Here is a 15,756-nt window from a genome sequence, read left to right on the forward strand (position 1 = left end):
TCTCCAGCACCTCAAGAACGCTTATGTCCACACCCACCCCCGCCCTCGTCAAAGCCTACCTCCTCGACCTGCAGGAGCGCATCGTCGCCGCCCTCGAAGCGGCGGACGGCAACGCATTCCTGCGCGACGCCTGGGAACGCCCGGAAGGCGGCGGCGGCATCTCGCGCCTGATCGAAGAAGGCGCCGTGATCGAACGGGGCGGCTGCAACTTCTCGCACGTAACGGGCGCCCAGCTGCCGGCATCGGCCGCGGCGCACCGCCCCGGCATCGGCGGGCGGGCGTGGGAAGCGATGGGCGTGTCGCTGGTGCTGCACCCCCGTAATCCGTACGTGCCCACGGTGCACATGAACGTGCGCTTCTTCAGCACCAGCACGGAAGACGGCACGCCCGTATGGTGGTTCGGCGGCGGCATGGACCTGACGCCCTACTACGGCAACGCGGACGACGCGCGCCACTTCCACCGCACGTGCCGCGATGCGCTGGCGCCGTTCGGCACCGACCTGCACGCGCGCTTCAAGAAGTGGTGCGACGAATACTTCTATCTGAAGCACCGCAGGGAAGCGCGCGGCGTGGGCGGCATCTTCTTCGACGATTTCAATGCGCTGCCGTTCGACGACAGCTTCGCCATGATGAAGAACGTCGGCGATGCGTTCCTGGCCGCTTACCTGCCGATCCTGCAGGCCCGCAAGGACACGCCGTACGGCGAACGGCAGCGCGATTTCCAGGCTTACCGGCGCGGCCGCTATGTCGAGTTCAACCTCGTATTCGACCGCGGCACGCTGTTCGGCCTGCAGTCGGGCGGGCGCACCGAAGCGATCCTGATGTCGATGCCGCCGGTCGTCAAATGGCGCTACGACTGGCATCCGGCGGACGGCACGCCGGAGGCCGCGCTGTACACGGACTTCCTGCCGCACCGCGACTGGCTCGCTTCATGACGGGTTGCATCGCCCTGCTGGGCGGCAGCTTCGACCCGGTGCACAACGGCCATGTGGCGCTGGGCCGCCGCTTCGTCGAACTGCTGGGGCGCAGGAGCTGCGCGTGATTCCCACGGTGCCGTGGCAGAAGGCGGGGCTCGTCGCGACGCCGGAGCAGCGCGCGGACATGGCGGCACTGGCCTTTGCCGGCCTGCCCTGCCGCGTCGTGATCGACCGCCAGGAACTCGAGCGGGGCAAGGCGACTTATACGGTCGAGACGCTGCGGGCATTGCGCGCCGCGCTCGGTACTGACGTGGCGCTGTGCTTCCTGATGGGCGCCGACCAGTTGCAGCGGCTGGACACGTGGCATGCATGGCGCGAACTTTTTTCCCTGGCACATCTGTGTGTGGCGGCCCGTCCGGGCTTCGCACTCGATGGACCGGATATTCCACCCGAGGTGGCCAACGAATTCAAGGCGCGGCTGTGCGCGCCGGAACAACTGACCTCACAGCCGGCCGGACGCACCTGCGTGGCATCCGACCTGGCCGTGGACGTCTCGTCGACCCGCATCCGCGCTGCGCTGCAGAGCGGCAGTAAGGCAAACTCGCTGATTCCGCGGGTAGTGCTAGACTATATCGAACAACATCATCTCTATAAGAAGCAAGACTGAATGGACATCAAAAAACTGCAAACCCTCGTCGTGGACGCCCTGGAAGACGTGAAGGGCCAGGACATCGTCGTGTTCGACACGACCGGCCTCACCAGCCTGTTCGACCGCATCGCCATCGCATCCGGTACGTCGAACCGCCAGACGCGCGCACTGGCGGCCTCGGTCCGTGACAAGGTCAAGGAAGCCGGCGGCGACGTGATCGGCGTCGAAGGCGAAGACACCGGCGAATGGGTCCTCGTCGACCTGGGCGACATGATCGTCCACATCATGCAGGCGCCGATCCGCGCCTACTACCGCCTGGAAGAAATCTGGGGCGAGAAGCCCGTCAAGCTGGGCGCCGCCAAGCGCAAGGCGACGGCCGAAGGCAAGGCCGCCGAGGCGGCTGAGGCTGCGCCGAAGAAGAAGTCCGGCCACCTGGCCGCGACCAAAACGGAAAAAGCCGCAGAACCGGTCGTCGAGAAAAAGGCCGCTCCGGCGCGCAAGCCCGGCACCGTGAAGGCGGCTGCCGCCGCCGGCGCCGTGGCGAAGAAGGCCGCCGCGAAGAAGGCCGCACCGAAGATCGAGGCGCCGGAAGGCAAGAAGGTCAAGGTCGCCGCGACCAAGTCCGCCACGGCATCGGCCAAGGCCGCCAAGGAAGCGAAGGCGAAGGATGCCGCCAAGGGCATCGCCGCGCCGACCAAGACCGTCATCAAGCGCATCAAGAAGCCGGCCGCGGAAGAGTAATTCCGTATGCAGCTGATCATCGCTGCCGTCGGCCATAAAATGCCGGCTTGGATCGAAACCGGTTTTGCCGAGTACGTCAAGCGGATGCCGCCGGAGCTGCGCATCGTGCTCAAGGAGATCAAGCCCGTCGAACGCTCCGGCAGCAAGACCGCCGCGACGGCGATGGCGCTGGAGCGCGAGCGCATCGAGGCGGCCCTGCCGAAATCGGTGCGCATCATCGCCCTCGACGAGCGCGGCAAGGACCTGACCAGCGTCGGGCTGTCGCAGCAGCTGGAGCTGTGGCAGCAGGACGGCCGCGACACCGCCTTCCTGATCGGCGGCGCGGACGGACTCGACCCGGGCCTGAAGGCGAAAGCCGAAGGGCTCATCCGCATCTCCAGCATGACGCTGCCACACGGCGTCGTGCGCGTGATGCTGGCCGAGCAGCTCTACCGGGCCTGGACGATCACGCAGAACCACCCCTACCACCGCGTATAAAAAAAACCGGTGACAGGCTCCGATTTCCGAAAACCGGTGACAGGCTCCGATTTTCGGGCAAGAACGCCCGAAAATCGGAGCCTGTCACCGGTTTACGTTCCGGGTTACGCCCGTGCTTCTGTCACAGTTGCTGCATAGCTGGTATCGTTTCACTATCGAGCAATTACTAAACAATAACAACGATGAAACCGGTCGAACGAAAAATCTACCTTGCTTCCAAGAGCCCGCGGCGGCGCGAGCTGCTGCGCCAGATCGGCGTCGAGTTCGAGCTGCTGCTGCTGCGCAGTGACGGGCCACGCGGTGCGGACGTTACCGAAGACGTCGCCGCGGACGAACCCGCACAGAACTACGTCACGCGCGTGGCCAACGAAAAGGCCGATTTTGCCTTCGAGCTGGTACGGCGGCGCCACCTGAAGCCGCGTCCGATCCTGTCGGCCGACACCACCGTGGCCGTGGACGGCGCGATCCTCGGCAAGCCGGCGGGCAAGGAGGAAGCCGAGGAAATGCTGAACCGGCTGTCCGGCCGCGTGCACCAGGTACTCACCTCCGTTGCGGTGCGCACTTTTGACTTCAATGGCTGCGTGACGCAGGTGTCGGACGTACGCTTCGCCAAGCTGACGCCGGCCGCAATTCAGGCTTACTGCGCCACGTCGGAACCGTACGACAAGGCCGGCGGCTACGGCATCCAGGGCCTCGCCTCGATGTTCATCGAGCATATCGAAGGCAGCCATTCGGGCATCATGGGCCTGCCGCTGTTCGAAACGGCCGACCTGCTGCGCCAGGCGGGCCTGAAGCTGCCATGAACGAAGACATCCTCATCAACATCACTCCGCAGGAGACGCGCGTCGCGCTCGTGCTGCAGGGCGCCGTGCAGGAACTGCACATCGAGCGCACCCTGACGCGCGGGCTGGCCGGCAACGTCTACTCCGGCAAGGTGGTGCGGGTGCTGCCGGGCATGCAGTCGGCATTCATCGACATCGGCCTGGAACGCGCCGCGTTCCTGCACGTGGCCGACATCTGGGAAGCACGCCCGCACGATGGCCAGGCCGCCGTGCCGACACCCATCGAAAAGCTGCTGTTCGACGGCCAGGTGCTGACGGTGCAGGTGATCAAGGACCCGATCGGTACGAAGGGCGCGCGCCTGTCCACGCAGATCTCCATCGCGGGGCGCATGCTGGTCTACCTGCCGCAGGATTCGCACATCGGCATCTCGCAGAAGATCGAGAAGGAAGCGGAGCGCGAAGCGCTGCGCACGCGCATGCAAAGCCTGCTGCCGAAGGAAGAAAAAGGCGGCTACATCGTGCGGACGCAGGCCGAGGATGCCAGCGATCCGGATTTGCAGGCCGACATCGAATACCTGCGCAAGACATGGGCCGCCATCACGCATGGCGCCCGCACGCGCCCTCCTACCAGCCTGCTGCACCAGGACTTGAGTCTGGCGCAGCGCGTGCTGCGCGACTTCGTGCACGACGAGACGGCAACGATCCAGGTCGACTCGCGCGAAAACTTCCTGGGCCTGCGCGAATTCGGCAAGATCTACACGCCCAGCGTACTGCCACGGCTGCAGCACTATACGGGCGAGCGTCCGCTGTTCGACCTGTACGGCGTGGAGGAGGAAATCCAGCGCGCGCTGGGCCGGCGCGTGGATCTGAAATCGGGCGGCTACCTGATCGTCGACCAGACGGAAGCGATGACGACCATCGACGTCAACACGGGCGGCTACGTGGGCGGACGCAATTTCGCCGACACGATCTTCAAGACCAACCTGGAAGCAGCGCACGCGATCGCCCGCCAGCTGCGCCTGCGCAACCTGGGCGGCATCATCATCCTGGACTTCATCGACATGGAAAACGCCGAGCACCGCAACAACGTGCTGGCGGAACTGAAGAAAGCGCTGGCGCGCGACCGGACCAAGGTGTCGGTCAGCGGCTTCTCGGCCCTCGGTCTCGTCGAAATGACCCGCAAGCGCACGCGCGAATCGCTGGCGCACATCCTGTGCGAACCCTGCCCTGCCTGCAGCGGCAAGGGTCAAGTCAAGACATCCCGCACGATCTGCTACGAGATCCTGCGCGAACTGCTGCGCGAAGCCAAGCAGTTCAACCCACGCGAGTTCCGCATCCTCGCCTCGCAGGAAGTGGTGGACATGTTCCTGGAAGAGGAATCGCAGCACCTCGCCATGCTGGGCGACTTCATCGGCAAGAAGATTTCGCTGCAGGTGGAGAATGCCTATCATCAGGAGCAGTACGATGTGATCCTGATGTGACACAACCTCGGGACAGGCAGCACGCCTGTCCGCGTCACTTCATGCGCTTGCGGCACCGCTCCTCGGCGGTGGGAACTCCCGCGGGCCGCAAGCGCGGGCGTTACACCTTGCGGCGGCGGGCGGCAACGCCCAGCAGCGCCAGGCCGCCCAGCATCATGCCGTAGGTTGCCGGTTCAGGAACCGGGGTGACCGCCACGCCGGCCGAATAGGCGCCGGCCGCTTGCGACAGCACTTTGCCTTCCACTTGCAGGTAGTAGCCGCTGCCCGACAGGGCACCGGTCGTCAGGCGCCACTGGTCAGTCGCGCCCGTTTCCAGCTGCGTGCCAGCGGTGACGAGGGTGCCGTCGGCGTTGAACAGCGAGAAGCCCGTGATGTCCAGGCCGTTCTTTGGATTGCCGCTGTACGAGAACAGGTCCGCCACGATCGAGCTGCCGCTCGCTACGCTGAAGCTGTACTGGTCGGCAAACGTATCGTCGCGGTGGTTGCCCGTGATCAGGCGACCGAAGAAGCCGGCGTTGTCCGTCAGTTCGATCGGGGCGACCGGGTTGCTGATGTCTTCTGCCAGCACGGCCTGGCTGGCCAGTGCGGCGCAGGCGAAGGCCACTGCGGATGCAAATTTCTTGGTTTTGATCATGCGTTGCTCCTAGTCAAATTACGACACATTACGGTTGAGGCCGCTGAGGAGCCGTCAAGGTAGCGCAGATATCCATTGCAAAAAATGTTGCATTACACGCGCTTACAAGTTGCTAATTTGAAAATGTTAAATTTTCCGCAAAGGCAATGCTGATAAACGCAATAAAATCACCGGACTACCTTTTGGGAACATATTATTATTTTTTCTGTAAGACGATTCTTACACGACTGCGCGACTTTTTTACACGTCGTCGCGGCGCCGCACTAAGCCCGATATAAGGATACGCGCTTGACGCATGATCGTAACGACGATCTATAGTTACGAATGGTTACTTTTGAGCATCTGTCACGCCCATGAAAAAAGCACATGTCCCTCACGGGTGCATGTGCTTTCAGTCGACACGGCGCCGGGGCGCCGGGTACGTCGTTCCTTAGAACTTCCAGACCAGAGCGGCGCTCAGGTTCGTCGCGTCGCTGGCAGGCTTCTGCACTTCGACACGGCCGGACAGCTGGTTGCTGAACGAGTAGTTCAGGCCCAGGCCGAACAGGGCGCGGTCGACGTCGTCAGACCCGACGGAACCATAACCGTCAGCGGAAATCTTGACTTTGACTTGGTTGTAGCCCAGACGAGCGTACACGTCGGTTTGTGGGTTCAGCGGCAGGAAGCCCAGCACCGACACGTGCGTTTGCTTGAGTTTCGCGTTTCCGTCGAAACCCGCAACGCTGCCGCTCCACTTGCCCAGCTGGCGGTAGCCAACTTCCACGGCGAAGTTCTGGTTGATGCCGTAGCCCAGGAAGGCGCCAACGCTGGCCTTGTTGCCGTCCAGGTCGTCGATGTCGGTCACGCCCAGGTCCACACCGCCGTAGAAGGCGACAGGAGCAGCAGCGAACGAGGAGGAGGCAACCAGTGCCAGTGCTGCGGCAGCAGCGATTTTCTTCAACATAATATTTCCGATCAGTGGTATCAAATTTTTCTTATCGCAACCGAATAAAGCATTTACCCAAGTTGCTGATCGGCAATTATACTAGACAATATGACGTTGGTGCAATAGCGATAAATACTTAATTAATATTGCCAGCTATATATCGGATGGCTTTACTGCGGGGGTGACACGACAAAGAACTCGCGACGCGCGATGTCGGTGGCAGGAAACCAGATGCGCGCCGCAAGCGCTGCCGTCAGTGCCGGCGACGGCGGCTCAGCGCGCCCATCAGCGCCAGCCCACCCAGCAGCATGCCATAGGTGGCCTGCCCCGGCACGGCGGTCGAGTACAGGGCGAACCGGTGATGTCCACGCCGTTGTTCAGACTGCTGCTGTGCGAGGACAGATTGGCCACGATGGACGATCCAATTCCAGGGGTAATGTTCCCCAACAACGGGTTCCGCCCCTATTTTCTTTGCAACGCCTCGTTCGCTCAGGACGAGGTCGGGTCCGCCACCGTGCCTTCGCCGCCCAACATCGGCTGCAGCGTCTGCCACACCATGCCAGCACCGATCCCGCGCATGCAGTGGTGATGCCCCAGCGGGCACTCGCGCTGCCGGCACGGCGAACAGTCGAGCCGCAGCGACAGCGATTGCGCGATGCTGGAAAACGGGGGCGCATGATCCGGGTCGGTGGGCCCGTAGATGGCGACAACGGGCCGGTCCAGGCTCGACGCCACGTGCAGCAGCCCGGAGTCGTTGCTGACGATGGCGGCGCAGCGGGCAATCAGGGCGATGGCCTCGGCCAGGCTGGTCTGCCCGGCCAGGTTAAACACCGCCAACCGCGCGGCGGCCGGCTCGTCCGCCAGCGCGGCAACGATCTCGTCGCACACGGGCCGGTCCTTCGGTGAGCCGAGCAGCGCGATCTGCGCCTGGGGCTGGTGCGCCACGATGGCTTCGGCCAGCGCCGCAAAATGCGCCGGCGGCCAACGCTTGGCGGAACCGAATTCCGCGCCCGGCGCGAAGACGACCAGCGGCCGGTCCGCGCCCAGCCCTGCCTTGGCGGCGGCGGCATCCATCTGCGCCGCGTCGACCTGCAGCCTGGGGCGTGGCACGGCCGACCGCAGCGGTGCTTCCGGCGCATCGGCCAGCGCCGCATAGAACGGCACCATCGGCCGTGGCGGCACGTCGTCATGGTGCATCACGTTGATCAGGCCATAGCGCGACTCGCCCTTGTAGCCGACGCGGCGCCGGATGCCGGCCAGCCACGGTATCAGCGCGTATTTCAAGGTGTTGGGCAGCACGTACGCTTCGTCATAGCCGCGCGCCTTGAGCATGCGCGCATAGCGCCAGCGCTCGCGCAGCTGCAGCGCGCCATGCCGGAACGGCGTTTGCAGCACCTCCGCCACTTCGGCCATCTGGCGCCACGCTGGCGCCACAGCCGGCGGCGCCAGCACGTCGATGGGCGCTTCGGGATGGCGTTCGCGCAGCAGCTGCAGGAGTGGCTGCGCCATGACGGCGTCGCCGATCCAGTTGGGGGAAATGACCAGGATGCGCGACATGTCAGCGGCGCCCTTCGGCGACCCCGTCGCGGGCGTTCAGGCACAGTCCCATCAGCACGAACAGCATCAGCGCATAGAACATCGCGCTGCGGGTTGACCAGAAGATCACCTCCGTCAGGCCGAAACTGAAGTAACTGAGCACCAGCAGCAGCCCGGCCAGCGCGGGCGCGATCAGGTGCGGACTGGCCGTTTCATGGGTGTCCAGGATGCGCAGAAAGAACAGGAACGGCAGCAGCAGCGTGGCAAACCAGCACAGCGCGCCAAACGTGCCGCCGTAGACGAGCGCCTGCAGCGTGTCGTTGTGGAAGTGCTCCGCTTCCAGCACGAAGGGTTGCAGCTGGCCCGCCTCGACCAGCTCGCGCAGCTCGCTTTTCACCTGCTCCGTCCCCGCCGGCATCCACGGGTGCCTGGCGATCAGCAGGCCGGCGCCCTTCCACAACTCGAGCCGTACGCCCACATTGGTGTACGCGCTGCCGCCGGAATAATACGTGCGCACGTCGCTGATGCCCTGCCCCAGGCGCTCGCTGATGCCCGTCTGCGGCACGAGATACGCCACGATCATGATCGACGCCACCAGCGCGGCGGCCGCCTTGGCGAATTTGCCGCGCAGGTAGTGGCCGTATTTCACGAACAGCAGCGCGGCAAAGATGATCGCGACCCAGCCGCCGCGCGTGCCCGTGGCCAGCGTGCCGACCAGACCGGCAACGGCGCCCAACGCGGGCCAGATGCGCTGACGCCCCTTGAAATCGAGTACGCCGGCCAGGCACATCAACCCCATGCACAGGACGATATCGCCGAACGTGATCGCGTTCATCATGCCGCCCGGCCGCAGCACGCCTTCGAACCAGCGCTGGTAATTGGACACCGCGGCACCGGCAATGGCGCCGCCGATCAGGCCCCACCACAGCGCCTTGCGCGTCGGCTTGCAGGCCAGCACGGCGACCAGCGCACTGGCGGCAAACAGCATGCGGCTGGGCTTCTCCCAGTTGCGCAGCGGGACGCCCTCGTGCACCATGACGACCAATCCGACGAACACGAAGACGATGGCGAACGCTGTCAAAACGCCGCGGATATCGCTAAGATGACGGCGGAACGCCGGCATGCCTTCGCGCGCGCACCACAGCGCGGCCAACAGGAAACCGAAGCTGCACAGGCCAACGCCGGTGCGGGTGATCAGGCTCAGGAAGGGCAGCAGAAAAACCAGGCTGGTGACAGTGACAGTTTTTACGTCGACATTCTTGGTTAAAGTATTATTCATTAATATTTTTGTGAGCGGCTCTTGCAAAAATCAACACGGGCAGCATCGACTTCATGCAACAAGCGTCAAAAATCTCTGTCATCGTCACGACGTACAACCGACCGGACGCCCTGACGGCGGTGGTCGAAGCCTGCTTTGCGCAGGACGATACAAATTTCGAAATCATTATCGCTGATGACGGCTCGACGAACAACACGCGGGACTGCGTGGCCGCCCTGCAGGCGCGCGCGCCGGTGCCGCTGCGGCACGTCTGGCAGCCCGACGACGGCTTTCGCGCCGCGCGCGTGCGCAACCTGGGCACCCTGGCTGCGACGGGCGACTATATCGTCTTCCTCGATGGCGACTGCATCCCCGCGCGCAATTTCGTCTCGCAGCATCGCAAGCTGGCCCGGCCCGGCTACCTCGTTTCCGGCAGCCGTGTGCTGCTGAGCGAACAATATACGCGCGAACTGCTGCAGGGGCATCTGGATCTGCACGAACTGTCCGTGTGGGCACGACTGCGCCTGCGGCTGGCGGGCCATCTCAACAAATTCGTGCAGACGGTTCTCGTGCTGCCGGACGTCGGCCGCGAGCGCAAGCGCTTCAGCTGGCGCCGCATCAAGAGCTGCAACCTAGCTGTCTGGCGCGCCGACCTGGACAAGGTGAATGGCTTCGACGAAAGCTTCCTCGGCTGGGGCCACGAGGATTCGGACCTGGTGGTACGCCTGTTCAACGCGGGCGTCCTGCGCAAGGACGGCGCATTTGCCACGGAGGTCTATCACCTTTGGCACCGCGAGAACCGGCGCGACCAGGAAAGCAGCAACCGCGCCGTCGTATTGCAGCGCGCTGCCGACCGCACCACGCAGGCCACCGCAGGGCTGCGCGAGCTGGCGGGAGTCGCCTGAGCCCGCGTGGGCCATCGGAACAGGCGCCGCGCCGTTGGCGGAGTAGAATCCCCCGGTAGCGGCAGCATGTGCGGTACCGAACTGAGCAATTGTTGCGGTACTGCCAAGCTGGCAACTCGATTCAACTCACAAGGAGAACGCGATGCGCCTGGACATTTACCGACGACCTGAACACGATGGCATTTTTTCCTACCTGGCCGTACCGGAAGGGAAACCGATTCCGCAGGAAGCGATCAATACTGACTGGGAACCGGAACAAAAGGCTATGGAAGTCGACGACAACGCCGACGGCCTGCCTGACTTCCATATCGAGCAGCTGTCCCAGCAGATCGGTACCAAAGGCTACGCGATCACCAGCCTCAAGGATATGTAACCCCCGGCGGCTGCCCGGCACCAGCCGGGCAGCGTCGTCAGACAACGCGCCACGACCGACCATGCAGGCGGCCCGCTCGGTGGCGATACGCGGCGCGTTCGCCGTGCGTGTCGCGTCCCTGGCGACGCGTTCAGATAGCCCGCTCAGACCCGCCGCTGTTGCGCGGCAAATTGCCAGCAATGCGCGGCAAACCAACCGCGTCGGCATCACAGGTGGAAACATTCGCTTGCAGATAATGCCGCAGGGTCATGCCGCAGTACGATGTTTCACCCCATAATGCCTGGTCAAGGACTTCGGACACTCCGTCACAGGAGGAACCAGCATTGGAGGCAGAACAAAATACAAGGGCGGCGAGGCCGTCATCCGGCCCGACAGTACTGCAGCCCGGCAGTAACAATGTCAGGCCGCTCAGTACTCCACCGCCACCTCGCGCGCGCCCAGCACCTGCTCCAGCGCCACCGTCAGCGCATCGGATGGCGCCACCCGCCAGTCGTCGCCCAGCTGCAGCACGCACTCGATGCCCTGCGGCTTGATGCGCATCTGCACCGGCAGGCCGTAGTCGTCGCGGTGCGGCGCCAGTATGTCGCGCAGCTTGGCGGCAGGGACGGCTTCCGGCAGCGTCCATCCCATCTGGCGCCCGAACTGCAGGCGCGCCGCGACGATATCGTAGACCTTCTCGGCCGAGATGCGCAGGCCGCCCGTGAAGCGGTCTTCCGACACCTTGCCCGTCACGGCCAGGAACTCGTCCTCCTTGAAGCATTTTTTATTGGCTTCGAAGATTTCGCTGTACACCGTCACTTCCACCACGGCGCTCTTGTCGTCCAGCGAGACGATCAGGATCTTGCCACGCTGCGTCATCTGCGTGCGGATGCCCGTGATGACGCCGCACATCATGCGCGGCTCGCGCGACGGCTCCAGCTCGGACAGCTTGGTGCGGGCGAAGCGGCGCGCTTCGACCGCATAGCTGTCGAACATGTGGCCGGACAGGTAGAAGCCGAGCGCGATCTTTTCCTCGGCCAGCTTCTGGCGGTCCGTCCAGGGCTGCGCCTGCACGTACTCGGGCGGCGCCACCAGGTCGCTGTCGTCGCCGCCAAACAGGCTGACCTGATTCGCCGCGCGCGCTTCCTGGTCGGCGCATTCCATCGCGAAGCCGACGGAGGCGAACAGCACGGAGCGATCGACGCCGAAGCAGTCGAACGCGCCCGAGCGGATCAGCGCCTCGATCGTTCGGCGATTGATCTGTTTCTTGTCCACGCGGCGGCAGAAGTCGAACAGGCTGACGAACGGACCGTCGGCCTCGCGCGCGGCGATGATCGCCTCGATCGCGTTCTGGCCGGCGCCCTTGACGCCGCCCAGGCCATAGCGGATATTCGTGACCTTCTTGCCCGTGACGGAGGGGGGCGGGCCGTCCGGACGGAAGCGGTAGGCCGACAGGTTGATGTCCGGCGGCAGGATCTTCAGGCCGCAGACCTCGATCGAGTCCTCGACGAGGATCTTGACCTTTTCCGTGTCGTCCATCGCCAGCGACATGTTGGCTGCCATGAACGCGGCCGTATGGTGCTGCTTCAGGTAGGCCGTGTGATACGACAGCAGCGCGTACGCGGCGGCGTGCGATTTGTTGAAACCGTAGCCCGCGAACTTCTCCATCAGGTCGAAGATCTCGTCGGCCTTTTCCGTCGTCAGCCCGCGCTCGCCCGCGCCCTTGCGGAAGATCTCGCGGTGCTCGGCCATCTCCTCGGCCTTCTTCTTGCCCATCGCGCGGCGCAGCATGTCCGCGCCGCCCAGCGAGTAGCCGCCGATGATCTGCGCCATCTGCATGACCTGTTCCTGGTAGACCATGATGCCGTAGGTCTCGGACAGGATGCCTTCCGTGCGCGGATCCGGATAATCGAACTTCTCGCCGTGCTTGCGCTTGCAGAAGTCGGGAATCAGGTCCATCGGGCCGGGACGGTACAGCGCGACCAGCGCGATGATGTCCTCGAAGCGGTCGGGGCGCGCGTCCTTGAGCATGCCCTGCATGCCGCGCGACTCCAGCTGGAACACGGCCACCGTTTTCGCCTTCGTCAGCAGGTCGTACGACGGCCGGTCCGTCAGCGGCACCTTGGCGAGGTCGAAGTCCTTCATCGCCGGATCGAGTTCGCGGATGTAGTTCACCGCGCGGTCCAGGATCGTCAGCGTGGTCAGGCCCAGGAAGTCGAACTTCACCAGGCCCACGGCCTCCACGTCATCCTTGTCGTACTGCGACACCACGCCGCCATCGCCGCCCTGCGTGTACAGCGGGCAGAAGTCGGTCAGCTTGCCTGGCGCGATCAGCACGCCGCCGGCGTGCATGCCGATGTTGCGGGTGATGCCCTCCACCTGCTGCGCCAGGTCGAGCAGCTGGCGCACCTCCTCTTCGTTTTCGAGGCGCTCTTTCAGCAGCGGCTCCTCGTCGATCGCGTCCGCGATCGTTACCGGCTTGCCCGGCTTGAACGGGATCAGCTTCGAGATGCCGTCGCAGAAGTTGTAGCCGAAGTCCAGCACGCGGCCAACGTCGCGGATCGCGCCCTTGGCCGCCATCGTACCGAACGTGGCGATCTGCGACACGGCGTCCTTGCCGTACAGTTCCTTGACGTGCTGGATGACGCGGTCGCGCCCTTCCTGGCAGAAGTCGATGTCGAAGTCGGGCATCGAGACCCGTTCCGGATTCAGGAAACGCTCGAACAGCAGGTTGTAGCGCAGCGGGTCCAGGTCGGTAATGAGCAGGCAGTAGGCGACCAGCGAACCGGCACCGGAACCGCGGCCCGGGCCCACGGGCACGCCGTTGTCCTTGGCCCACTGGATGAACTCCGCCACGATCAGGAAGTAGCCCGGGAACTTCATGTTGATGATGGTGTTGTTCTCGAACTCGAGCCGCTCCTCGTAGCGCGGGCGCTGCTTCTCGCGGTCGACCGGGTCCGGGTACAGGTGCGCCAGGCGCATCTCCAGGCCCTTCTTCGTTTCTGCCACGAGGAATTCGTCGATCGTCATGCCCGGCGTGGGGAAGTTCGGCAGCTGCGGCTTGCCCAGGGTGAGCGTGACGTTGCAGCGCTTGGCGATTTCCACGGAGTTCTCCAGCGCGGCCGGCAGATCCTCGAACAGGATCGCCATCTCTTCCTGCGTCATGAAGCGCATCTGCTCGTTGAAGCGCTTGACCCGCTTGGCGTTGGCGATCATCTCGCCTTCGGCGATACAGATGCGCGCCTCGTGCGCGATGAACTCCTTCTCCGACATGAACTGCACCGGGTGCGTCGCCACGACAGGCAGGCGCAGCTTGGCCGCCAGTGCCACGGAGTGGCGCACCTGCGCCTCCTGGTTCGGCTGGCCCGCGCGCTGGATCTCGATATAGAAGTGGCCGGGGAAGATCGCCGACCATTTGCGCGCATGGCGCTCGGCCAGGTCCAGGTTGCCGTTGTCGATGGCGCAGCCGATATCGCCGAACTGCGCGCCGGACAGCGCGATCAGGCCATGGGCCCCGGTCTCGCCGGGGAAAATATCGTACGTCTTATCCTTCAGTTCCGCCAGCCATTCGGTGCGCAGCTCGGCGCGGCCCTTGTACTGGTTCGTCAGCCACGCCGTCGACAGCAGCTCGCACAGCTGCAGGTAGCCGACGCGGTTCTTTGCCAGCAGCAGCAGGCGCGAAGGCTTGTCGCGATTGTCGTCATTGGTGATCCACACGTCGCAGCCGATGACGGGCTTGACGCCCTTGCCGCGCGCCGTCTTGTAGAACTTGACCATGCCGAACAGGTTGGACAGGTCGGTCACGGCCAGCGCCGCCTGCCGATCCTTGGCGGCGGCCTTGACGAGGTCGTCGATGCGCACGAGGCCATCCACGATCGAGTATTCCGAGTGCACGCGCAGGTGGACAAAAGCGGGTCCTGCGGGAGGCGCGGGTTCGTCCGGCAGCACGACTGCGCCGGTCTGTTCGATGGTGTCGATGCTCATTTGCTAACGCTGACAACTGATGGGAATCCGCTATTTTACCCGTCTCTACCCGGCGCCGGGCGCATTGCCTGCTGCGGCGTTGCCGCGTACTGCGACGCCGGGGCGAGGCACGGTACAGCGGCAGCGCATTGCCTTATAATGTCGCCTGTTCCGGAAATTTCCTCTCTGATCCCTTATGCAAGCAAGCAATCTCGACGCCACCGCCGCGTCCGGCGTCGCGCATTCCGCGCATCCCGCGGCTGAACCGTTCGTCAATATCGCCGCCTACAAGTTCATCACGCTCGACAACCTGGAAGAGCTGCGCCCGCAGTACCAGGAGGTCACCACGCGCCTGAGCCTGAAGGGCACGATCCTGCTCACGCCGGAAGGCATCAATATGTTCCTTTCCGGTACGCGCGGCCATATCGACGAGTACCTGGCTTGGGTACGCGCCGATGCCCGCCTGGCGGACCTGGAAGTGAAGGAAAGCCTGTCGGTGGAGCAGTCGCACAAGCGCATGCTGGTAAAGATCAAGGCGGAAATCATCACGATGCGCATGCCGCTGATCAAGCCGGAAGAAGGCCGCGCACCGTTTGTCGATGCGCCGACCCTGAAGCGCTGGCTCGACCAGGGCCATGACGACAACGGCAAGCCCGTCGTCATGGTCGATACGCGCAACGATTTCGAAGTGGACGTCGGCACGTTCGAGAACACCGTCGACTACCGCATCAAGAAATTCACCGAGTTCCCGCAGGTGATCGCCGACCACAAGGACGACTTCGCCGGCAAGACCGTCGTCACGTTCTGCACGGGCGGCATCCGCTGCGAGAAGGCGGCCATCCACATGCAGAACATCGGCTACGACAACGTCTACCAGCTCGAAGGCGGCATCCTGAAGTATTTCGAGGAAGTGGGCGGCGCCCACTACACGGGCGACTGCTTCGTGTTCGACTACCGCACGGCGCTCAATCCGAAGCTGGAGCCGACCGAGACCGTGCAGTGCTTCGCGTGCCGCGCCGTCGTCACGCCGCGCCAGCAACTGGCGCCGGAGTACGTGTATGAGGTGTCCTGCCCGCATTGCTACGGCAAGGCTGCTGAGTAAAAAAGCGTCCGATCGGACAAAACAACGGGGGCGT

13 protein-coding genes and 1 pseudogene are annotated in these 15,756 nt (G+C 64.1%); 9 read left to right on the forward strand and 5 right to left on the reverse strand.

All coding sequences use genetic code 11. The features are described from left to right. Positions 1–23: 23 nt before the first annotated feature. The 6 genes and pseudogenes from hemF (at position 24) to rng (ending at position 5,047) form a co-directional block, all read left to right on the forward strand. Positions 24–935 (forward strand): oxygen-dependent coproporphyrinogen oxidase, encoded by a 912-nt coding sequence (gene hemF, locus E1742_RS11095; protein WP_134384929.1) that lies wholly within the window; start codon positions 24–26, stop codon positions 933–935. Beyond that, positions 932–1,584 (forward strand): annotated as a pseudogene (nadD, locus tag E1742_RS11100) (nicotinate (nicotinamide) nucleotide adenylyltransferase). Before hemF ends, nadD begins: the two are co-directional and overlap by 4 nt. Further along, positions 1,585–2,307: a ribosome silencing factor gene (gene rsfS, locus E1742_RS11105; RefSeq protein WP_134384930.1), complete on the forward strand. Its 723-nt coding sequence runs from the start codon at positions 1,585–1,587 to the stop codon at positions 2,305–2,307. It begins immediately after the preceding pseudogene. A 6-nt stretch (positions 2,308–2,313) separates the two neighbouring features. Beyond that, entirely contained in the window at positions 2,314–2,784 is a 471-nt protein-coding gene (rlmH, locus tag E1742_RS11110; RefSeq protein ID WP_134384931.1) for a 23S rRNA (pseudouridine(1915)-N(3))-methyltransferase RlmH, read from the forward strand. Between the two features lie 182 nt (positions 2,785–2,966). Next, the gene (locus E1742_RS11115) at positions 2,967–3,587 is read left to right on the forward strand and encodes a Maf family protein (protein ID WP_134384932.1); all 621 of its coding nucleotides are present in this window, start codon (positions 2,967–2,969) and stop codon (positions 3,585–3,587) included. After that, the gene (gene rng / locus E1742_RS11120) at positions 3,584–5,047 is read left to right on the forward strand and encodes a ribonuclease G (RefSeq protein WP_134384933.1); all 1,464 of its coding nucleotides are present in this window, start codon (positions 3,584–3,586) and stop codon (positions 5,045–5,047) included. The genes E1742_RS11115 and rng overlap by 4 nt, the downstream gene beginning before the upstream one ends. A gap of 100 nt (positions 5,048–5,147) precedes the next feature. On the opposite strand, the gene E1742_RS11125 is transcribed toward rng, so the two are convergent. The 4 genes from E1742_RS11125 to E1742_RS11145 form a co-directional block, all read right to left on the reverse strand. Further along, a complete protein-coding gene (locus tag E1742_RS11125; RefSeq protein ID WP_134384934.1) occupies positions 5,148–5,681 on the reverse strand; it encodes an FxDxF family PEP-CTERM protein in 534 nt (177 codons plus the stop codon). Positions 5,682–6,111: 430 nt separating this feature from the next. Further along, positions 6,112–6,624 (reverse strand): outer membrane beta-barrel protein, encoded by a 513-nt coding sequence (locus E1742_RS11130; RefSeq protein WP_134384935.1) that lies wholly within the window; start codon positions 6,622–6,624, stop codon positions 6,112–6,114. 471 nt (positions 6,625–7,095) lie between these two features. Beyond that, complete coding sequence (waaF, locus tag E1742_RS11140) at positions 7,096–8,163, reverse strand: lipopolysaccharide heptosyltransferase II (protein ID WP_134384936.1); 1,068 nt, start codon at positions 8,161–8,163, stop codon at positions 7,096–7,098. A gap of 1 nt (position 8,164) precedes the next feature. Then, positions 8,165–9,421, reverse strand: a complete 1,257-nt coding sequence (locus tag E1742_RS11145) for an O-antigen ligase family protein (RefSeq protein ID WP_134384937.1) — start codon at positions 9,419–9,421, stop codon at positions 8,165–8,167. Between the two features lie 53 nt (positions 9,422–9,474). On the opposite strand from E1742_RS11145, the gene E1742_RS11150 reads away from it, so the two are divergent. Beyond that, positions 9,475–10,305, forward strand: coding sequence for a glycosyltransferase family 2 protein (locus E1742_RS11150; RefSeq protein WP_134384938.1), 831 nt, complete (start codon positions 9,475–9,477; stop codon positions 10,303–10,305). 142 nt (positions 10,306–10,447) lie between these two features. Continuing rightward, positions 10,448–10,678 carry a DUF6139 family protein gene (locus tag E1742_RS11155; RefSeq protein ID WP_134384939.1) on the forward strand — a complete coding sequence of 77 codons (231 nt, stop codon included), beginning with the start codon at positions 10,448–10,450 and terminating at the stop codon, positions 10,676–10,678. Between the two features lie 408 nt (positions 10,679–11,086). On the opposite strand, the gene dnaE is transcribed toward E1742_RS11155, so the two are convergent. Then, entirely contained in the window at positions 11,087–14,641 is a 3,555-nt protein-coding gene (gene dnaE, locus E1742_RS11160; RefSeq protein ID WP_134384940.1) for a DNA polymerase III subunit alpha, read from the reverse strand. A gap of 175 nt (positions 14,642–14,816) precedes the next feature. On the opposite strand from dnaE, the gene E1742_RS11165 reads away from it, so the two are divergent. Beyond that, positions 14,817–15,722: a sulfurtransferase gene (locus E1742_RS11165; protein ID WP_134384941.1), complete on the forward strand. Its 906-nt coding sequence runs from the start codon at positions 14,817–14,819 to the stop codon at positions 15,720–15,722. Positions 15,723–15,756: the final 34 nt, after the last annotated feature.

The organism is Pseudoduganella plicata (assembly GCF_004421005.1).
Lineage (GTDB): Bacteria > Pseudomonadota > Gammaproteobacteria > Burkholderiales > Burkholderiaceae_D > Rugamonas > Rugamonas plicata.